Genomic DNA, 19,713 nt, shown 5'->3' on the forward strand with positions numbered 1-19,713 from the left:
TGTCGCGAGTTGTGGGTGTGGACGGTTCCGGGGCCGTGAACGGGCCGTTCGAAACGATTCGTGGTCCCGCTGGAGCGGCCCGACCCGCGATGGTCGGCGATCGTTCGAACCGGTTTTTCGACAATGAGCTCTAAAAGGAGCGAGGCGCATGACCATCGCAGCGGCCGGGCGTCGAGCCATGTCCGCGGTGAGTGAGGGGCAGGATCCGTCCGAAACGGTCGGTGAGGCCGCCGAGCGCGGCGACGACGGGTTCGCGATCGACCCGGGCGACTTCCTCTCCGCGCGGGAACAGGGCAGCTCGGCGGGTACCCGGATAGACCAGCAGAGCGCATCGATGGAGGAGATCGGTGCGATCGTCAGCAACACCACCCTGGAACGGGGTGACGGCGGGGAGTGGGTCAATGTGATCTGCCCCGTCGTGATCCCCAAGCGCAACGCGATCACCGCCCTCGCGATCCCGGTGCTGGGGCTGGCCTTCCTGGCGGTGCTCGGCCTGGTGGCGACCCGGTCGACCGGCGTGGGAACAGCCTGGTTCGGTCCGCAGATCTGGACGCTGCTGGTGATCCTGGCCGTGCTGCTCTGGGCACGGCGCAGCGTCGTCATGGTGCCGGAGGGGTGCCAGGCGATGATCACCAAGTTCAGCAAGCTCGACCGCACCGTGGGACCGGGCCGAACGGTGCTGCTCGATCCCCGCAAGAAGGTCAGCTACGTGCTGAACACCACGCGGGAGTACCCGTTCAACGCCCCCATCAGCGAGGCGCCCACTCGAGGTGGCATCAAGGCCTCGGTGGATCTGTTCCTGCAGTTCCGCATCGAGGACCCGACGCAGTTCATGTTCGCGCTCGGTGCCGTCTCCGGTTTCTCCGACAAGCTGACCAACGCCGTCAGCGAGGTCACCCGGAGTCTGATCTACCAACAGCGGGCGGAGGACATCTACGACCTCGTCGGGGAGAGCACCCAGGAACTGCTGGACAGCCTGAACGAGCAGTTCCTGCCCGCCGTACGGCTGACCAGCGCCAACATCACCCACGCCGAGCCGTCGAGCCAGCAGTACCGGGCCGACCTCGCGGCTCCGGAGATGGTGCGGATGGCCAAGGACGCATACACCTACGAGTACGAGCTCAGCCTGCGCAAGGAACAGGACGAGGGGGATCTGAACAAGGAACTGGCCTCGATGAACGAGAGCCTGTCCGGGATCAGGGCCGAGATCGCCAGTTACCAGGCGCAGATGGACACCGCACTGGAACGCGAGACCAACCGCGCCAAGGCACAGGCTCGACAGCGCTTCGTGGAGGCCGAGAGCACCGCCAACGCCAACTCCGCGCTGCTGGAGGCGCAGGCGCTGGACATTCGCGCGGTGAGCGCCGCGAACAATCCGGAGATCCTGGAATACCACTACGAGAAGGACGTGCTGGACAAGCTGGAGAGCCTGGCCGAGCACCTGCCGGTACTCGTCTCGCTCGGGGACCAGGAGGACCTCGACTACCCGGCCGCGGCGCGGCGGATGCTCGGCAACCACGAGGGCGCGGCGGGACTGTCCGAATCGGATGTGGCAGCGATCCGGGAGCGCACGGCAGCGATCCGGGAACGCATCAGCGGCCGTGAGGCCGAGATCGAGCAACTGCTGGCGGCGGGTGGGCACACCGAGTCACCCGGAACGGAGGCCACGGAGTCGGAATTCCCCGGCGCGGAGTCCGAAACCGCCGACATCGAGGTCGCCGGCACCGAAACCCCGGAGTCCGGGCTCGGGGAGCCCGGCACGACCGGCTCCGACGGGACGGAGACCGATACCGCGCTTCCCACCACTGGGGAGGACGCTCCGGCGCCCCCCGCGCCCGGAGCGGATCCGAACGGCACCGCCGGGACGACCACCGACGAGACTCCGGGCGGCGAGACTCCTGGCCGCGAGGCTCTGGGTGGCGACGCCGGAAGCGGCGACAACGGGAGCGGCGAACAACAGCAGGCAGGTGAGCTGTGATGTCCACCCAACAACGCGGTTTTTCCAAGATCACCGATGTGGTCGCGCCGTGGTCGAAGGTCCGTGAGCTCATTCGCGGTGGTGACGAGGGCAGACTCGTCCCCGTGGTGATCCCGAAGGACGGCCGGAGCGTCGGCTGGCTCGCGCTGCTGTTCGTGGCGCTCTACCTCGCGGGCACTGCGGTGTTCAGCGGCGGCCTGGTCGCCGTGGCCACGGGGAGCGCCGCCGCCGTGGCGCTGGTACTCGCCGCGATCGCGCTGTGGCGTGCTTCGATCGTGGAGATCGAGCAGGGCACCACCGGTATTCGCAGTCGCTACGGCGCGTTCACCGGAACCCTCTCCCCCGGTCGGCACTACCTGTGGTGGCCCTGGGACAAGGTGGAGTTCGTCGTCGACACCACCACCGAGATCCCGTACAACGCACCCGTCGCGGCCTGCCCCACCTCCGAGGACGTGCCGCTGAAGGCGATCGAGTTCTTCCTGAAGTTCCGCATCGACAATCCGATCGACTTCGTGCGCACCATCGGGGCGGGCAACTTCGACGTGGTGCTGTCCAGCGCGGTGCAGGACGCGATCCGGCAGCGCGGCAGGCAGGTGCACACCGAGGAGGCCTACGAGCTGCGCGGCAGCGACGTCGAGGACATGCAGGCGACGCTGAACCGGCAGCTCAACAAGTACGGGGTCAGCATCCTCGGCGCCAACATCCCGGACGTGCAGCTGCCGGACCAGTACCAGCAGCACCTCGCCACCCGGGAGCGGGTCGCCAAGGAGCTCAGTGCCTACGAACGGGAGTGGGAACTGACCCGCAAGCGGCGGATCGACAACCTGCTGATGGAGATCGAGCGCGCCAAGAAGACCCGCGACGCCAAGCTGGTCGAGGTGAAAGCGGCCCGCAACCAGGCTCGACGCGATGTCGCCAGGCAGCTGGAGGAGCAGGAGACCGAGGCGCAGCGGGCGCAGTGGGAGATCGAGGCGCGCGGCAGGGCGACGCTGACCGAGGCGCAGAACGAGGCGAAGTCCCGGCAGCGGCTTGGCCAGTCCTACCGCGACAACCGCGCGGTGCTGCACTACGAACTGGCTCGACGCAGGCTGGAGGTGGGCGCCAGGCTCGCCGAGCGGGCACCGCGTCCCGTGGTCGTGCGTGGTGGTGGGGGTGAGCAGTCGGGACTGTCCACCCTGCTGCTGTCGCAGCTGCTGCCGAAGCTGACTTCGGAGGCGTTCACGAACGGCTACTCCCACCAGGGCTCGGGTTCCGAGAGCGGCCGGGGCGAGAGCTATGCGGACGAGGCGATGCGTGCCCTCGGCACCGCCAACGGCATCGCGGACTCACTGCTCGGCGAGGACGGCTCCGGCCACCAGTAGGGCCTCGGAAACCAGCGATGACTGGTCGGTTCGGTCGGGTGCCTCCGGATGTTCCGGGCGGCCCGGCCGAACCCGGCCCGCGGCGGAAGCCCCCCCCCACGGACCGACAGCTCGACGGGTGCGCACCCCGTTCACTCCGCACGGCGGGCCCTCCTGCGGAGCAGGACGAACAACACGGTCAACGCAGCCAGCCCGGCGACCAGCGGAGCGACCCGCTTCAACACCGGCATACCGGCCGTGCCCAGCAGGTCCACGGCATCGTTCGAAGTGGACGACCCTCCCGTGGCGCCGGGGTGCACCGCCGATAACCGGGCGGTGGAGCGGGAGCTCTCCCCGCTCTCCACCTCGGTGACCTTCCAGCCGGGGCCGCTCCCGGCCGGTGCGGAGGCACCGCCGCTCGTTTCCCCGGTGGAGGGACCGGAGGCGGGACTCGCCGTGCTTCGGTCGCCGTCGTTCGACGCGGCGGGACCGGAACCGTTTCCGACAGGGCCGGCCGAGGCGGAAGCACCGGGCTGCCCCGCGCCCTGGTCGCGCGGGGTCTCCGAGGAGCTCGCCGTCGTGCTCGTTCCCTGGGTGCCCTGCTGCGCGGCGCTCTCGCCGGTGACCGTCTCCTTCCCCGTGGCTGGTTCCTGCCCGGCGAGTGGTTCCTGCCCCGCTGCCGCCACCGATTCGCCGCCGGTGAGCCTGCCCGCCAGGCACTCCGCGAACTGGTCGATGAGCTTCTGCGCGACATCGGAGATCAGCCCGCGGCCCAGCTGTGCGGGTTTGCCGGTTACCTTCAGCTCGGTGCCCACGTGCACCCTCGTGCTCGTTCCCTCCGAAGCGAGCCGGGCGGTGACGCTCGCCGAAGCCGTACCGTTGCCACGTGAATCCTTGCCGCTCGCCTCGATGACGGCGCGGCGCTCCTCGTGATCGACCTCGGTGAAACTGCCGTTGCCCTTGTACATCAGCGACACCGGCCCCAGCTTCACCTTCACCGAGCCGGCGAACTCCTCGCCCTCGGCGCTCTTCAGGGTGGCTCCCGGCATGCAGGGGGCCACCTGCTCGGGATCGAGCAACACCGGCCACGCGACATCGGCCGGAACCGGGACGGTGAATTCGTGTTCGAGTCGCACTGCTCCTCCTACTCGTATCACTTCCGGTTACGAACCGTTGGGGCCGCGCGCCGGGAGGGTGCCGAACCGTGGGGGCTCGGGTACCGGGATCCGGAGCCCCCACGTCGAACCGAACGGGTGCGCCTATCCACCGGCCGCTGTGGCCAGCGCCCTGCCGGTCAGTACCTCTGCGAGATGTTCGCGGTAGTCGGCCTCCGCGCTGGCGTCACTCCCAGCCTGGGTGCCTTCCGTGGCATGCGCGGCCGCTTGCCGGATCGCCTCCCCGCTCGGCGGGGAGCCGAGCAGGGCCTGCTCCACTCCGCGTGCCCGCACCGGCGTGGCCCCCATGTTCGTAAGGCCCACCCGTGCCTGCGCCACGGTTCCGTCCCGCACCAGCAGGGTGGCCGCCACTCCCACGATCGACCACGCCTGGGCGACCCGGTTGAACTTCTCGTAGTGCGCCCGCCAACCCGTGTACTTGGGCAGCCGCACCTCGACCAGTACTTCGTTGGCCTGCAGCGCGGTGGTGAAGTAGTCCACGAAGAACTCGGCGGCGGGCACGGTTCGCCTGCCACTCGGCCCGACGACCACCATCTCCGCGTCCATGGCCAGCACGGGCGCGGGCAGATCGCCCGCCGGGTCCGCGTGGGCCAACGAACCGCCGAAGGTGCCGCGGTGGCGCACCTGGGGATCGGCCACCGTGCGGGTGGCCAACGCCACCAGTTCGGCGTGCTGTCGCACCAGGTCGGAACGCATCACCTCGTGATGGCTGGTCATCGCCCCGATCACCAGCGCGTCACCGTCCTCGCGGACCCCCTTCGTCTCGGGAATCCCGCCGATGTCGACGACCAGACCGGGATCGGCCATCCGCATCCGCAGCACCGGCAACAGGCTCTGCCCGCCCGCCAGCACCTTGGCGTCGTCGCCGGCCCGGTCCAGCGTCCGTACCGCTTCCTCCACCGTGGACGGCGCCACGTACTCGAACTCGGCTGGAATCACCGTGCACCTCCACTCGCTCCGGTCGCGAAACCGCCACCGCTGTCGATCGATCCGAGTCCGCCGCCGGATTCCGAACCGGTCGAGGAACCGGCTCGCACACCGGCCAGCGCCCGCCAGACCCGCTGCGGCGAGCACGGCATCTGCACGTCGTTCACCCCGTAGTGGCGGAGCGCGTCGACCACGGCGTTGACCACCGCCGGCGTCGAGGCGATGGTGCCCGCCTCACCGACCCCCTTCACACCCAGCGGGTTCGAGGTGGCGTCGGTCTCGGTGCGGTCGGTGTGGAACTCCGGAAGGTCCACCGCCGAGGGCACCAGGTAGTCGGCGAGTGTGGCCGTGGTCAGCGTGCCGTCGTCGTCGTAGACGGCCTCCTCGTACAGGGCCTGGGCGATCCCCTGCGCGAGACCACCGTGTACCTGCCCCTCCACGATCATCGGGTTGACCACGCTGCCCACGTCGTCCACGCACACGTACGACCTGATCCGCACCCCACCGGTCCCGGTGTCCACCTCCACGGCACAGAGGTGCGTGCCGTGCGGGAACGAGAAGTTCTCCGGGTCGAAGTTCGCCTCCGCGTCCAGATTGGGCTCCACCCCCTCCGGCAGGTCGTGGGCGGTGAACGCGGCCAGCGCCACGTCGGTGATCGCCACGCCCTTGTCCGTGCCCCGCACGGCGAACCTGCCGTCGGAGAAGTCGAGGTCGTCCTCGGAGCACTCCAGCAGGTGCGCCGCGATCCGCCTGGCCTTGTCGATCACCTTGTCGGCGGCGTGCACGGCGGCGATACCGCCCACCGTGAGCGAACGGGACCCGTAGGTGTCCAGCCCGCGCGGTGAGCTCTGGGTGTCCCCGTGCAGCACCTCCACGTCGTCGAACGGCACGCCCAGCCGATCGGCGACGATCTGGCTCCACGAGGTCACGTGGCTCTGCCCGTGTGGTGAGGTCCCGGTGACCACCTCGACCTTGCCGGTGGGCAACACGCGGACCTGGGAGTTCTCCCAGCCACCCGCGCCGTAGGACAACGACCCCAGCACCCGGGAGGGAGCCAGCCCGCACATCTCGGTGAAGGTGGAGATCCCGATACCCAGCTGGACGGTGTCGTCGGACTGCCTGCGTCGCAGCTGCTCGTCGCGCAGCTGCTGATAGCCGAACATCTCCATCGCGCGGTCGGTGGCGACCTCGTAGTTGCCCGAGTCGTAGGTCAGCCCCGCGACGGTGGTGTACGGGAACTCGTCGTGGCCGATCCAGTTCCTGCGACGGATCTCCATCGGATCCATGTCGAGTTCCGCCGCGAGTTCGTCCATCATGCGCTCGATGGCGAAGGTCGCCTCCGGACGTCCCGCGCCGCGGTAGGCGTCGGTGGGCGTCTTGTTGGTGAACACGTTGGTGCAGCTGAACCGGTAGGCCGGGAACTTGTAGATCGCGTTGAACATCAGCGCGCCGAGTATGGGAATCCCCGGTGTGACCAGCCGCAGGTAGGCACCCATGTCGGCGAGCAGCTTCACGTCGAGACCGGTGACGGTGCCGTCCGAGCGCGCCGCCAGCGAGAGTCGCTGCACCTGGTCGCGCCCGTGGTGACCCGCCACCATGGTCTCCGAGCGGGACTCGGTCCACTTGACCGGCCGCCCGAGCTGCTCGGCGAGCAGGAAGGCCAGGATCTCCTCGGGCGTGACCTGGAGTTTGCCGCCGAATCCACCACCGACGTCGGGGGCGATCACCCGGATCTTCTGCTCGGGTGTTCCCAGCGTCATGGCCAGCATGGTGCGCAGGATGTGCGGAACCTGGGTGGCCGAGTACATCGTGTACTGCTCGCCGGTCGGATCGGCCAGCACCGAGCGGGGTTCCATGAAGGCCGGGATCAGCCGCTGCTGCCGGAAGGTTCGGTCCAGCCTGATGTCGGCCTCACGCAGCGCCGCGTCCACGTCACCGCCGGTCCCGGCCTCGGCCGAGTCGAAGGTCCACGTGGCGTTGCGGTTGGTGCCGAGGTCCTGGTGCACCAGCGGCGAGTCGTCCCGGGCGGCCGACTCGATGTCGAGCACCACGTCGAGGTCCTCGTAGTCGATGTCGATGGCGTCGAGCGCGTCGCGTGCCTCGGCGGCGCTGCGCGCGGCGACCATGGCCACCGCCTCGCCCGCGAAGTTGACGGTGTCCACCGCCATGGCGGGGGCGGGCGGAGCCTTCATGTCCGCGGTGACCGGCCAAGCGCACGGCAGGCTGCCCTGTCGTTGTGCGATGTCGGAACCGGTCACCACGGCCTGCACGCCGGGCATGCGCCGCGCTTCGGAGGTGTCGACCGAGGTGATTCGGGCGTGCGCGACCGGGCTGCGCAGCACCGCCATGTGCAGCATCCCCGGGACGGTCATGTTGTCCGTCCAGCGTGTCCTGCCGGTGACCAGGCGTGCGTCTTCCTTGCGCTTGCGGGAACGGCCGAGTTCCGACTCGGTGGGACTAACCGGTGTCGCGGTCATGACTGTCCTCCGGCTACCCGCTGTTGGGTGGTCTGTTCGGTCGAGGTTCGCGGGGCCGGGGCCTCGCCGGAGTGTTCCATCGCGGGGCCCGCACCCGCCCGCATCTGCTGGGAGGCATCGCGCACGGCGCGCACGATGTTCTGGTAGCCGGTGCAGCGGCAGAGGTTGCCCTCCAGCCCCTCGCGGATCTGCTCGTCGTCGGGCTCGGGATTCTCGGCGAGCAGGTCCAATGCCTGCATGATCATTCCCGGCGTGCAGAAACCGCACTGCAGGGCGTGGTTGTCGTGGAACGCCCGCTGCATCGGGTGCAGCTGCCCGTCGTGGGACAGGGACTCGACGGTGGTCACCTCGTGCCCGTCGGCCTGCACGGCCAGCACCGAGCAGGACTTCACGCTGTGCCCGTCCATATGGACCGTGCAGGCACCACAGTTGCTTGTGTCACAACCGACGACGGTGCCGACCTTGCCGAGCTGATCACGCAGGTACTGCACGAGCAGCGTTCTGGCCTGTACCTCGTCGGTATAGGTGGTTCCGTCGACCTCGACGGTTATGCGCGGCATCGGGCCTCCTTCACGGAGCCTGCCCGCATGGTGCGGACATGCATGGGGACGACGCCTCGAGGCCCCTTCGAGCGGTTCGGCCCACGGTAGTGGGAACGCTTCGCCGCGCGAGAACCAACGGTCGGCGAACCGTGGCGGCGCCCTCCACTAGCCGCCACTCCCACGCACGCTCCCCCGCGCACGGGGTAGCACCCGGCCCGCTTCGGCCGAGCGGCCCGAGCAACCGAACCACCGCGAAAGCACCCCTCGGCAGTGACTGCTGTCACACTTTCGAGGCTGCTACGCCCACAGCGGCGAGGCAACCCCCTTGCGACTCCCCGCAATGATCCCGAACAACACGCATCGCACCGGGGCAGCGACACACGATTTACGCGCCACGATCAGGTGAGACACCCGGGAAGAGCTGGTCAACAGACGATCAGGAGGCGCCTCCGCGCCTCGAACACCCGGACGACGCACAGCGCCCGCCCCTCCGGCCCAGCTCGCCGGACCCGACGATTTCGCGCGAAATCGACGCCACACCACCCCGCGCCGAACCCCCTTCGCACTCCCCTTCACACGGCTGAGTGACGGGGCTCCGCCCCGAGACCGCCCCCACACACCGGTGATCGAACGAGCTCCCCCAGCCCTGGTGAGTTCAGATCCGCAGTGCCGCCACCGTTTCCACCAGACCCTGCTCGTCGAGCCTACGAATCAGGTCGTCGGTGGTCATGGGCGGATTCCGGTAGGCATCGGCCATACGCTGGATCGCTCCGAAAACCTTGGCCTTGTCGAGACGGACCTGATCGGCAAGGAAAGCGTCGGCTGTCTTGGGCTCGATATCCCACCTCGCCAGTACATCCGAAGGGAAATCACCGAGGTTGTTCGTCACGATCACCTGGGCGCGAGCTTTGATGGCCGCAGCCAGCACGTGCCGAGCGTTCTTGTCGGGCAGTTCGACAACCTCGACCAGAGGTTCGTAGTCCTCGATCAGGCAGTCGCGAACAGACTCGATCATCAGCTGCCTGGTGCGCGAAAGTCTCTCACGATTCAATTCGGGCCGATTGATCATGAGGCTGTCGAACACCTCGTCAAGAATCGTATGCGTCCATTTGGCCTGAACCATCCCGCTTTGCGCGACTCGAATCAGCAGATCCCGCGGCACACTGCCGTAGAGCACGTTCGCGTCGTAGACAACGACGAAGGACACTCACACTCCCATGTCCTGGCTCAGTTGGGTGAGCTCATCGGCCGCCGAGCGCCGGTCGTGGTCATCACGGCGCATGTACTCCAACAACGACTCGACGTTCACCCGACGATGGGTACCGACCATGCGATAGTCGATCTTCCCGGCTTCCAACAACCCGATCAGATGCGGCCTGGACACGTTGAGCAGATTCGCGGCCTCCTGAGTGGTGAGTTCCTCGTTCGTCGGAACAATCGAGGTGCCGGCGCCCGCTGCCATGTAGGCGAGGATCCGTTCGAAGAGTCTCACCGCTGAACGCGGCACGACCAGGTCTTCCCGCTCGAATCCGTCGGCCGTTAGTCGCACGGTGGAGTGATCGTGCGTGTTCAGGTAGTGGCGTACCCGCGGTAACGCCGCCACCGCCGTTTCACGGTCGGCCTCACTCGGCTGCACGGAGTCGAGCATCGACTGCGACATCACGATCACACCCTTCCTGCGCTCGATACAGCCGTATTATCCGCAACAAACGAAACAAACGCAACGACATTTCCCTCCTTCCCGACGATTTCGCGCGAAATCGACGCCACACCACCCCGCGCCGAAACCCCTTCGCACTCCCCTTCACACGGCTGAGTGACGGGGCTCCGCCCCGAGACCGCCCCGACACACCGGTGATCGAATCCACGAGGCACGCATCTACCATCTACGCCCGTGACCACCTACGACGATCTCGATCATCCGGACACCTCCACCCTGCCACCACGTCAGCGGCGCATCCTGGCGGCGATCCGGGACTGGGTGGTCGAACACGGGTACTCACCGAGCACGCGCGAGATCGGTGACGCCGTGGGCCTGCGGTCGTCCTCCTCGGTCTCGAAACACCTGGCGAACCTGGAGTGGAAGGGCTTCCTGCGGCGCGGCACCACGGTCTCGCGACCGATCGACGTGCGCATGTTCCTGGGGGACTCCTCGACGAGGGAGCCGGGCGGCGATCGGGTAAGCGTCCCGGTGGTCGGCGACATCGCCGCGGGCACCCCGATCACCGCTGAGGAGCACGTGGCCGACGTACTCACGCTGCCCCGGGAGTTCGCCGCGCGCGGCACCGTGTTCGCGCTGCGGGTCCGGGGCGACTCGATGATCGACGCCGGGATCAACCACGACGACGTGGTCGTGGTGCGGCAGCAGCCCGAGGCGCACTCGGGTCAGATCGTCGCTGCGATGCTCGACGAGGAGGCCACGGTCAAGGTCTATCGCCGCCGTGGCGGCCACGTGCTGCTCGAACCGCGCAATCCGCTCCACGAGGTGATCGACGGCGACGACGCAGTGATTCTCGGCATCGTGGTGTCGGTGCTGCGCAGCGTCTAGAGCCGACCGGTGCTGCCGGACCTCGGGCGGCCCACCGGGGCTGCGAATCCGGCTGCCCCCACGACCTCGGCAGGACCGCAGGGGCCCGGCAGTCCCCACGGACTCCTACTGCTCGGCGGCCCGGGATCGTTCGGACAGCTCGGGAAGCTCCGGCTCGTGGTGGATGGCCCCCTCCAGCCGGGAGAGGCGCTGCCCGGTTCCGCCCCACCGGGAGGCGATCAGCTCGGCCGAGATGGACACGGCGGTCTCCTCCGGGGTGCGCGCTCCCAGGTCCAGCCCCAGCGGCGAGGACAACGCGGCCAGTTCGGAGTCGGTCACCCCTTCGGTACGCAGCCTTTCGAGCCGGTCGCGGTGGGTACGTCGCGAGCCCATCGCCCCGACGTAGGCCAACGGCTGCCGCAGCGCGACACGCAGCACCGGCACGTCGAACTTCGGGTCGTGGGTGAGCACCAGCACCGCGGTGCGGGAATCCAACCTGCCCGCCCGGGCCTCGGTCTCCAGGTAGCGGTGCGGCCAGTCCACCACGACCTCGTGCGCGTCGGGAAACCTGCTGGAGGTGGCGAACACCGGTCGGGCGTCGCACACGGTCACCCGGTACCCCAGGAAAGCTCCCACCCTGGTCATGGCGGCCGCGAAGTCGATGGCCCCGAACACCAGCATCCGGGGTGGCGGTTCGAACGAGTTGACGAACACCCGCAGCCCCTCGCCGCGCCGTTGCCCGTCCGGGCCGTACTCCAACACCCCGGTTCGGCCCGTGGCCAGCATCCCCCTGGCGTCGTCGACCACCGCGTCGTCGAGCCGGTCCGAGCCCAGCTCGCCCTCGCTGCGCTCGTGCCACACCAGGACCCGCCCGCCCACGCGGGACTCGTCCGGTGCCTCGATCACGGTCGCCACGGCCACCGGCTCACCCGCCGCCACCGAGTCGGCGAGCACATCGAAGCGGGGAAAGGTCTCGCGATCCACGCGTTCCACGAAGACGTCGATGATGCCGCCGCAGGTCAACCCCACCGCGAACGCGTCGTCGTCACTGACGCCGTAGCGGGACAGCGTCGGCGGATCACCGGCCAGCACCGAACCGGCCGTTTCGTAGACCGCGCCTTCCACGCAGCCGCCGGAAACGCTGCCCGCGACCTCGCCGCTCCCGTCGACCAGCATGGCCGCGCCGGGCGCGCGCGGCGCCGAGGAAAAGGTCGCCACGACGGTGCCCACCCCCACGGAGTTCCCGGACTCCCAGTGCCGTCGGAGCGCACCGAGTACGTCACGCACCACTCACCTCCACGAAATCGCCTGCGGGACGGCCCGCGGTGGCCGACTCCGAACAACTTCGCACCCGCTGCCACAGCTCCCGCAGCGCGGCGAGGCTGTGCCCGGCGACGAGCCCGTCCACATGCGGCAGCGCCGCCGCTATGCCGGACTGCACGGGGGCGTAGCCGTCGTGGCCCGCGTGCGGATTGGCCCACAACACCGCGTGTGCCAGCCTACGCAGCCTGATCATCTGCTCGGCGAGCTCGGCGGTGTCCCCGCGCTCCCAGCCGTCCGAGAACAGCACCACCACCGCCTGCCGAGCGGCCCCGCGCTGTCCCCACCGGTCCAGGAACGCGCGCAGCGTGCTTCCCAGTCGCGTGCCGCCGGAGAAGTCCGGCACCGCCCGGCCTGCCTCGGTCAGCGCGAACTCCGGATCGCGTTGCCGCAGCTGCCTGGTCACCCGGGTCAGCCTGGTGCCGAGGGTGAAAACCTCGGTGCTGGCGGGCGCCGCCCGCACCACCACGTGCGCGAAGCGCAGCAGCGCGTCGGCGTAGGGACTCATCGAGCCCGAGACGTCGAGCAACAGCACGACCTTGCGTGGCCGATCACCGCGTTTCCGCCGCACCAGGCGCACCGGTTCCCCACCGGTGCGGATCATGGCCCGCATGGTCGCGCCCGGGTCGAGTCGTCCGTCGCGTGCCCGGCGCCAACGCAGCGCGGGACGACGCGGCGGACGCGGATCCAGCCAGGAGATCATCCGCCGCAGGTGGGCGCGCTCCTCCTCGCCGAGTTCGGCCAGGTCACGGTGGTGCAGCACTTCCACGTCCCCGGCGGCCGCGAGCTGTTCGACCTCCGTCGACTCGGCCGACTCCGGCTCCTCGCCACCCAACGGCAGCGCACGGGAACGCACCTGGCTGCGCTGCTCCTGCCGGAGTTCGGTGGACTCGACCAGCCTGCCGAACCAGGCGTGGAACGCCGCGTCGAAACGGGGCAGGTCCTCGGGGTCCGAACACAGCGTCAGTCTGCCCGCCCAGTACAGCTGATCACGGTCGGCGAAGTCGACGTGCTCGGTGGCGTCCAGGAAGGAACGCACCCGCGCCGGGCCACACCGCATTCCGGAATGACGCAGCGCACGGGCGAATCCGACGAGCCCTTCGAGGGTGTGCTCCGCCTCGCGCATAGCCACATTGTGCACCTCGCGCGGCGATCACGGCCCGGTTCCGGCGCCGCGCGGGGGCAGGCCCCGACGTTCGGGAACCTCGATCAGGCGAAGACGATGGTGCTGTTGTCGGTGCGGATCACGCGGTCCTCGCTGTGCCACCGCACCGCGCGGGAAAGCACGGTGCGCTCCACGTCGGCACCGCGACGCCGGATGTCGGCGACGGTGTCGGCGTGGGTCACCCGCACCACGTCCTGCTCGATGATGGGCCCCTCGTCGAGGTCCTCGGTCACGTAGTGGGCGGTCGCCCCGACGAGTTTGACCCCGCGTTCCTTGGCCTTGGCGTAGGGGGTCGCCCCGATGAAGGCGGGCAGGAACGAGTGGTGGATGTTGATGATCGGCACCCCCAGGCTCGCGATGAACTCGCCGGACAGGATCCGCATGTACCGGGCCAGCACGACGAAGTCCACGTTGCCCCGCAGCAGCCGCAGGTGTTCGGCCTCGGCGGCGGCTCTGCCCATCTCACCCGTGGGCACGTGCACGAAGGGGATGCCGAAGGAGCGCACTTCGTCGGCGGTGTCGGTGTGGTTGGACACGACCATCGAGATGGTCACCGGCAGCTGACCCCGGCGGTGCCGCCACAGCAGATCGAGCAGGCAGTGGTCCTCTCTGGAGGCGAAGATCGCGACGCGGTTGGGCACCGACATGTCGCGGAGGGTGAAGTCGAGGTCGAACCCCTTGGCCAGTTCGCTTTCCAGCTCCCGCTCGATCGTGGGCAGCACGGCCTTGAGATTGTCGAGGCTGAACACCGTGCGCTGGTAGAACGCACCGCCCTGCGGATCGTCGGAGTACTGGTCCAACGAGACGATGTTCGCGCCGTGCCCGCTCAGTACCGCGCTGACCGCGGCGACGATACCGGTGCGGTCCTGGCCCTGCACGATCAGCGATGCGTGGTTCTCCGCCAGTGCGTGGTTCTGGGGCGAGGCGGGCGTAGCCGACATCGCCGGTTCGGTCGTCAAGTGGGCTTTCCCTCCGCCGGAACTCGGTGTCCGGTCCGATGTGGTCACCAGTTCGACCCGATCCGCGCGCCTCGATCCCGCCGTGGCGGGGCGCGTGGTGGTTTCCGTGCCGGATTGTGCCGGAACCGGCTCGGCTCGGCAGCGGGAGATCGGAGCGGGCGACGAGAGCCCGTACTTCCGATGACGCTCGCGCCCGTGTCGATCGCGGAGTCCGGGCGGCACAGCGCGGCGAACCGCCTCGCGCGAGCGGGAGAACCGGCTCTCAGTCGTTGCTGCTTCTCAGTCGTTGCCGCACCCCGCCCCCCGCTCCCCTCGGTGTCCGGTTCGGCGAGCCGGTTGCCGGCCGGCACGAGCGTGGTCACACGCGGACCGCGCGGCACTGGCGGCGCCGGAATCACCCCGCGCGAAGCCCGGCCGCACTTCGCGCGGGAGGCCGCCCGGGCACTGGCGTCACGTCGGGCCCCGGTACCACCACCCGGAGTATTGCCCGCCGGACATCGTGGGAATAGGTTTCGATTGAAACGATTCAAAAGTGGCTCGTGCCCCAACTACCACTGCCGAGGTAGGTCGTCTTGCACAACACCGGTTCCGGAGGAACGACGCCCCGCAGGGGATTCTGGTACCTCCTCGCGGCAGCAACCACCACTCTGCTGCTGGTCACGCCCTCCTCGGCGTCCGACCACCGACGTCCTCCGCACGCGGGTGGCGCGGAGTGGGTGGGCTCCTGGGCCGCGGCCGTGACTCCGCCGGACAGCCGCCCGGAGACCCAGCACTTCGAAAATCAGACGCTGCGCCAGGTCGTGCACCTGTCGGTGGGCGGTGACCGGTTCCGGCTGCGCCTGACGAACGTCCACGGCACGAAACCACTGTCCGTGGGAGCGGTGACGGTGACCCCGCGCCGGGGTGGCCGGGGAACCCCGAGCATCGACCCCGCGGCCGCGGTGCCGGTGACGTTCGACGGTCGGTCCGCCACCACGGTTCCGGCGGGCGCGGAGTGGGTCTCGGACCCGGTCGAACTGGAGGTGGCCGACAACAGCGACCTCGTGGTCAGCCTGCATCTTCCCGAATCCACCGGGCGGGCCTCGGTGCACTACGAAGGCAGGTCGACCACCTTCCTCGCGCCGGGCGACGCCACGAACGGTTCGGGGAGGAGCTACGAGCCCATCGGCACGGCACGCTACTTCCTGGACGGCATCGACGTCCGCAGCCGTTCGGCGGGTTCGGTGGTGTTCTTCGGCGACTCGATCACCGACGGCGTGAAGTCGACGGTCGACGCCAACCACCGCTACCCGGACGTGGTCGCGGACCGGCTGCTGCGACGTCCGGAACCGCGCGAACTCATCGGCGTCTACGAACAACTGATCGCCCGGGCGCACGAGGCCGGTATCCGCGTCGTGGGCGGAACGATCACACCGTTCGAGGGCGCACCGCGCTACAACGCCGCGGGTGAGGCCGATCGGCTTGCCGTCAACGAGTGGATCCGCGAGTCCGGAGCGTTCGACGCCGTGGTGGACTTCGACGCCGCGGTGCGGGATCCGGGGCATCCGAGCAGGCTGGCGCCTCGCTACGACACGGGTGACCACGTGCATCCGAACGACGCCGGGTTGGCGGCCATGGCCCGGGCCGTCGAGGCACGGGAACTGTACTGAGCGATCATTCCCGACGGGTTGGCGGGGTGATTCGGCGAGCGGGATGACTCGGTTGGCGGGGCCTCCACCTCACGAGAGGCACCGCCAACCGGGATCCCGGCAACAGGGGGAACTCGTTCCCGCCGGTGGGCACAAGCGCTTGCTTGCCCGTGGCACACGCCCGCGTCATGCCGGATCCCGGTCTGGCAGGGTTGCCGGTATGACTGGGCCCGAACACTTCAAGACCGCGCAACGCCTGCTGGCCGAAGCACCGGAGCAGCACGACCAGGACAAGGAACGCACCTACGTGGCCTATGCCCAGGCGCACGCCACGCTCGCGCACGCCGCGGCGACCGCCCAGGCGGGAGGACCGATCTTCAACGAGGACGGCGAGTTCGTGATCGGCGGAATGACCGAGCCGCAGGAAGCGGCCTGGAAAACCGTGCTCGATCCGGAAGGGACCGCAACGGAATAACCGGATCGAAAAACACGTCCGAAACACGGCGGTGTCGCCGGGATCGCCGACCGGCACCGTCGCGATTTCCGACGCGTTACGAATTCGTTGTGCCGGACTCCGGGAAAGCGATGGGGACGCCGAGTCCCGCCGCCGGACTACTGAATCAATTCATCGCCGGTACGGCACGCGGTGGTTCACTCCGATCCCGCTGTTACACTGACCCACCGTGTCCGACCCGACGGGAAATTCCGAGAAGACGACCAGGATCTGGTCCAGCGCGGCGGCTTTCCTCTTTTTCGGCGTGGCGCTGGCGATGGGAATTCTGCACATTCTCACCCCGCGGAATTACGCGACCGTCATAGGCCCGTTCCTGGTGTTCGGCTTCTGTTTCCTGACGCTCTGGCTGAGCGTGCAGAAGACCCGCTGAGTCCGCGATGTCGGGCACAACTCCGGTTCCCGCCCCGGACTCGTGGACCGCTTGGCTCGCGGGGCGCCCGAGACCTGAAAGCCCCGTACGAACTGACTCCCGCCCCGTGCTGCCGGAGGAGGTTCGACCTGCGACCGCCCGGCCTGCCGGTGACGGCCTTCCCGCACGGCGGAACGCCGTGAAGGTGGTGGCGATTTCGCGCGAAATCGCCACCACCCCGGCCATGACCGGTGCCGGCTCCGCGCCTTCGATCGTCTCCCGTCGGGCGCGAGGATTCAGGCGTGCTGGACGGCCGGTTCACTTTCCGTCGTGGGCTGCTCGCCGCTGTGCCCACCGCGCAGGGTGAGTGCCACGATCCCGGAGACCGCGCAACCCAGCCCGAGATACAGCGCCACCCAGTACCACCCGCCGTCGCCGAGAGCGACCAAGGCGGTCGCGATGAACGGGGTGAACCCGCCCGCGATCGCGCTCGCGACCTGGTAGCCCATCCCGGCACCGCTGTAGCGGTGCTCGGCGCCGAACATCTCGGTGAACAGCGGCTGCTGTACGCAGACGATCATGTCGTGAGCGACGTTGACCAGGATCACCGAGGTGATCAGGAGCAGAATCAGGGAGCCGGACTCGATCGCGAGGAAGTACGGCACGGTGGCGACGGCGCCCGCCCCGGCGCCGAACAGGAAGACCGGCTTGCGCCCGAACCGATCCGACAACCACGCGTACAGCGGGATGGTCGCGATACCGATGGCACCCACCACGAGGCCGATGTTGAGCATGAACCCGGAGCTGAAGTCGTGCTGTTCGGTGGCGTACGACAGGGCGAAGGTCGTGACGATGTACATCGTGAGCAGCTCACCGAGCCGCATGCCGAAGATCTGGAAGAACGCGGCCGGGTGCTTGCGCAGCGCGTCGAGCACGGGGAGCTTGCGGCCCCGGTCGGTCCGCTTGGCGACGTTCTCGGTGAACTCCTCGCTCTCCGGCACCCCGGCCCGGATCCACAGCGCCACTGCCACCAGCACCGCGCTGAGCAGGAACGGCACGCGCCATCCCCAGGTCTGGAACGCGGTGGCGCTGAGGACTGCCTGCAGGAGGCCGACCAGGCCCGTGGCGACGATCAGCGCCACCGAATACCCCACCTGGACACCGCTGCTGTAGAAGGCCCGCAGCTTGCGTGGGGCGTGCTCCACGGACATGAGCGCCGCACCGCTCCACTCACCACCGACCGCGATTCCCTGCAGGGCGCGAAGGAGCACCAGCAGCAACGGCGCGAGCCAGCCGATGCCATCGTAGGTGGGCAGCACGCCGATCAGCGCGGTGGCGGCACCCATGATCGAGACTGTCCAGACGAGGGTGCGGGTGCGTCCGACCTTGTCGCCGAAGTGGCCGAAAACGACACTCCCCAGCGGGCGGAAGACGAACCCGACGCCGAACGTGGCGAAAGCGGCCAGCGTACCCGCCACCGGACTGACGCCGGGGAAGAAAGCCTCGTTGAACACGATCGCGGCGACGATCCCGTAGACGAGGAAGTCGTACCACTCGACAACCGCCCCGATGAAGGCACCGAAGGCCGCTCGGGTCTGGTTGCCCCGGTTCGGCCGCTCCGCCGTACCCGTCATATGAACCTCCTGCTGTGCATATAACGCACTTCCGTGCGTTTGTTGCATAGATGGTTAACTGCCCATAACCGCTCGTCAAGAGATGAAGACGAATTCAGCAGAGCCGACAAATCTCAGCAGCAGTATGCACGGACGCGTATTTTCGCTACACTAGTCGTCATACGCACAAGTGAGCGCAATGCGCACAGGAGTGGGACATGAAGGCAGCTGCGTTGCTCGAGCCGGGAAACATCGGGCTTATCGACACCGCGGAGCCGAACTGCGGCACGGAGGACGTCGTCCTCCGCATGCTCGGGGTCGGCCTCTGCGGCACGGACATGGGAGTGGTCCGGGGCGAGCGAACAGCTCCCCGACACCCCTGGGTACTCGGTCACGAAGGGGTCGGCGAGATCGTGGCCGTCGGAGATTCCGTCGACAACAGCCACCTCGGCAGACGGGTCGCGCTCGAACCGAACTACTGCTGCCTACGCTGCCGCGAGTGCAAGAGCGGGTTCACCTCGGGATGCTCCGATCGCATCGCGGTCGGACTCGGCACTCCGGGGGTACTGTCCGAGTACGTCGCAGCACCGGCCGAGTTCGTCCACCCGGCGGCTGATCACGTGAACGTTCGCGACCTCGTCTGCGCCGAGCCGCTGACCGTGGCACGCTCGGCCGTGCGACGTTCGGGAGTCACCACCGACGACCGATGCCTGGTCGTGGGTGCCGGCTCGCAGGGCCTGTTCCTCTGCGTCTGGCTGGTCGCCGCGGGCATCACACCGTTCGTGCAGGAACCGCATCCGGGCAGGCACGAGCTGGCACTCTCGCTGGGCGCGCTCCCCATCGAGCGGGCCGACGGGCACGTGGACCACGTCTTCGAGACCTCCGGAGTACCTTCGGCCCTCGGAACGGCCTTACGGCACGCGGTGGCGGGCGCGACCGTCACGCTCATCGGGATGGGTGGCGAACCGCTCGGGCTCAGCGAGCGGCACGTGGTGAACCGGCAACTGTCGCTGGTCGGTTCCCTGATCTACGACCATCCCGACGACTTCGCCGACACCATCGACGCCCTCGGCGGGTTGGCCCCGCGCCGTGTACTGGGCGCGGAGTTCGGTCTCGCGGACACGGCCGCGGCATTCGACGCCGTCGCCGCGACCTCGGGAAAGGTGTGGGTCAACATCGATGGCGCCGCCTGAGCCCAC

Annotated in this window: 17 protein-coding genes; 7 read left to right on the forward strand and 10 right to left on the reverse strand. The window is 68.7% G+C overall.

What is annotated here, in order from left to right; all coding sequences use genetic code 11:
* The first annotated feature begins 148 nt into the window (after positions 1-148).
* Complete coding sequence (locus tag BLR41_RS14570; RefSeq protein WP_245694242.1) at positions 149-1,978, forward strand: SPFH domain-containing protein; 1,830 nt, start codon at positions 149-151, stop codon at positions 1,976-1,978.
* Positions 1,978-3,339 carry an SPFH domain-containing protein gene (locus BLR41_RS14575; RefSeq protein ID WP_092628948.1) on the forward strand — a complete coding sequence of 454 codons (1,362 nt, stop codon included), beginning with the start codon at positions 1,978-1,980 and terminating at the stop codon, positions 3,337-3,339. Before BLR41_RS14570 ends, BLR41_RS14575 begins: the two co-directional genes overlap by 1 nt.
* A gap of 131 nt (positions 3,340-3,470) precedes the next feature.
* Here the strand turns inward: BLR41_RS14575 and BLR41_RS14580 are convergent, their stop codons facing one another.
* The 6 genes from BLR41_RS14580 to BLR41_RS14605 all read right to left on the reverse strand — a co-directional run bounded on the left by BLR41_RS14580 (position 3,471) and on the right by BLR41_RS14605 (position 10,099).
* Positions 3,471-4,454: an SRPBCC family protein gene (locus BLR41_RS14580; protein ID WP_092628950.1), complete on the reverse strand. Its 984-nt coding sequence runs from the start codon at positions 4,452-4,454 to the stop codon at positions 3,471-3,473.
* 123 nt (positions 4,455-4,577) lie between these two features.
* Entirely contained in the window at positions 4,578-5,432 is an 855-nt protein-coding gene (locus BLR41_RS14585; RefSeq protein ID WP_092628951.1) for an FAD binding domain-containing protein, read from the reverse strand.
* Positions 5,429-7,897, reverse strand: coding sequence for a xanthine dehydrogenase family protein molybdopterin-binding subunit (locus BLR41_RS14590; protein WP_092628952.1), 2,469 nt, complete (start codon positions 7,895-7,897; stop codon positions 5,429-5,431). The genes BLR41_RS14585 and BLR41_RS14590 overlap by 4 nt, the downstream gene beginning before the upstream one ends.
* Positions 7,894-8,457 (reverse strand): (2Fe-2S)-binding protein, encoded by a 564-nt coding sequence (locus BLR41_RS14595; RefSeq protein WP_092628953.1) that lies wholly within the window; start codon positions 8,455-8,457, stop codon positions 7,894-7,896. Before BLR41_RS14595 ends, BLR41_RS14590 begins: the two co-directional genes overlap by 4 nt.
* A 637-nt stretch (positions 8,458-9,094) precedes the next feature.
* Positions 9,095-9,646, reverse strand: a complete 552-nt coding sequence (locus tag BLR41_RS14600) for a PIN domain-containing protein (RefSeq protein WP_092628954.1) — start codon at positions 9,644-9,646, stop codon at positions 9,095-9,097.
* A complete protein-coding gene (locus tag BLR41_RS14605; protein ID WP_092629223.1) occupies positions 9,647-10,099 on the reverse strand; it encodes a helix-turn-helix domain-containing protein in 453 nt (150 codons plus the stop codon). It lies immediately after the preceding gene.
* Positions 10,100-10,333: 234 nt separating this feature from the next.
* Here BLR41_RS14605 and lexA point away from each other — a divergent pair, with 234 nt between their 5' ends.
* Positions 10,334-10,987 (forward strand): transcriptional repressor LexA, encoded by a 654-nt coding sequence (gene lexA / locus BLR41_RS14610; protein WP_092628956.1) that lies wholly within the window; start codon positions 10,334-10,336, stop codon positions 10,985-10,987.
* Positions 10,988-11,092: 105 nt separating this feature from the next.
* Here lexA and BLR41_RS14615 read toward each other — a convergent pair whose 3' ends face one another.
* The 3 genes from BLR41_RS14615 to purU all read right to left on the reverse strand — a co-directional run bounded on the left by BLR41_RS14615 (position 11,093) and on the right by purU (position 14,392).
* Positions 11,093-12,253, reverse strand: coding sequence for an XdhC family protein (locus tag BLR41_RS14615; RefSeq protein WP_092629224.1), 1,161 nt, complete (start codon positions 12,251-12,253; stop codon positions 11,093-11,095).
* Positions 12,246-13,412 (reverse strand): vWA domain-containing protein, encoded by a 1,167-nt coding sequence (locus BLR41_RS14620; RefSeq protein WP_092628957.1) that lies wholly within the window; start codon positions 13,410-13,412, stop codon positions 12,246-12,248. Before BLR41_RS14620 ends, BLR41_RS14615 begins: the two co-directional genes overlap by 8 nt.
* 83 nt (positions 13,413-13,495) lie before the next feature.
* On the reverse strand, positions 13,496-14,392 hold the full coding sequence (gene purU, locus BLR41_RS14625; RefSeq protein ID WP_092629226.1) for a formyltetrahydrofolate deformylase: 897 nt from the start codon (positions 14,390-14,392) through the stop codon (positions 13,496-13,498).
* A gap of 590 nt (positions 14,393-14,982) precedes the next feature.
* On the opposite strand from purU, the gene BLR41_RS14630 reads away from it, so the two are divergent.
* The 3 genes from BLR41_RS14630 to BLR41_RS14640 all read left to right on the forward strand — a co-directional run bounded on the left by BLR41_RS14630 (position 14,983) and on the right by BLR41_RS14640 (position 16,922).
* Positions 14,983-16,059 (forward strand): GDSL-type esterase/lipase family protein, encoded by a 1,077-nt coding sequence (locus tag BLR41_RS14630; RefSeq protein ID WP_092628958.1) that lies wholly within the window; start codon positions 14,983-14,985, stop codon positions 16,057-16,059.
* A gap of 199 nt (positions 16,060-16,258) precedes the next feature.
* Entirely contained in the window at positions 16,259-16,513 is a 255-nt protein-coding gene (locus BLR41_RS14635; RefSeq protein ID WP_092628960.1) for a hypothetical protein, read from the forward strand.
* A gap of 208 nt (positions 16,514-16,721) precedes the next feature.
* On the forward strand, positions 16,722-16,922 hold the full coding sequence (locus BLR41_RS14640; protein ID WP_092628961.1) for a hypothetical protein: 201 nt from the start codon (positions 16,722-16,724) through the stop codon (positions 16,920-16,922).
* A 275-nt stretch (positions 16,923-17,197) separates the two neighbouring features.
* Here the strand turns inward: BLR41_RS14640 and shiA are convergent, their stop codons facing one another.
* The gene (shiA, locus tag BLR41_RS14645; protein ID WP_092628962.1) at positions 17,198-18,535 is read right to left on the reverse strand and encodes a shikimate transporter; all 1,338 of its coding nucleotides are present in this window, start codon (positions 18,533-18,535) and stop codon (positions 17,198-17,200) included.
* Between the two features lie 197 nt (positions 18,536-18,732).
* Between shiA and BLR41_RS14650 the strand changes: the two genes are divergently transcribed.
* The gene (locus tag BLR41_RS14650; RefSeq protein WP_092628964.1) at positions 18,733-19,707 is read left to right on the forward strand and encodes a zinc-dependent alcohol dehydrogenase; all 975 of its coding nucleotides are present in this window, start codon (positions 18,733-18,735) and stop codon (positions 19,705-19,707) included.
* Positions 19,708-19,713: the final 6 nt, after the last annotated feature.

This window comes from Actinopolyspora mzabensis, from assembly GCF_900101095.1.
GTDB classification, from domain to species: Bacteria; Actinomycetota; Actinomycetes; order Mycobacteriales; family Pseudonocardiaceae; genus Actinopolyspora; species Actinopolyspora mzabensis.

Coding starts and splice junctions, on each gene's coding strand:
- BLR41_RS14575 (WP_092628948.1), top strand. CDS start 1,978: ATGTCCACCCAACAACGCGGTTTTTCCAAGATCACCGATGTGGTCGCG.
- BLR41_RS14605 (WP_092629223.1), bottom strand. CDS start 10,099: ATGTCGCAGTCGATGCTCGACTCCGTGCAGCCGAGTGAGGCCGACCGT.
- BLR41_RS14635 (WP_092628960.1), top strand. CDS start 16,259: ATGACTGGGCCCGAACACTTCAAGACCGCGCAACGCCTGCTGGCCGAA.
- shiA (WP_092628962.1), bottom strand. CDS start 18,535: ATGACGGGTACGGCGGAGCGGCCGAACCGGGGCAACCAGACCCGAGCG.
- BLR41_RS14620 (WP_092628957.1), bottom strand. CDS start 13,412: ATGCGCGAGGCGGAGCACACCCTCGAAGGGCTCGTCGGATTCGCCCGT.
- BLR41_RS14570 (WP_245694242.1), top strand. CDS start 149: ATGACCATCGCAGCGGCCGGGCGTCGAGCCATGTCCGCGGTGAGTGAG.
- BLR41_RS14650 (WP_092628964.1), top strand. CDS start 18,733: ATGAAGGCAGCTGCGTTGCTCGAGCCGGGAAACATCGGGCTTATCGAC.
- BLR41_RS14595 (WP_092628953.1), bottom strand. CDS start 8,457: ATGCCGCGCATAACCGTCGAGGTCGACGGAACCACCTATACCGACGAG.
- BLR41_RS14590 (WP_092628952.1), bottom strand. CDS start 7,897: ATGACCGCGACACCGGTTAGTCCCACCGAGTCGGAACTCGGCCGTTCC.
- purU (WP_092629226.1), bottom strand. CDS start 14,392: ATGTCGGCTACGCCCGCCTCGCCCCAGAACCACGCACTGGCGGAGAAC.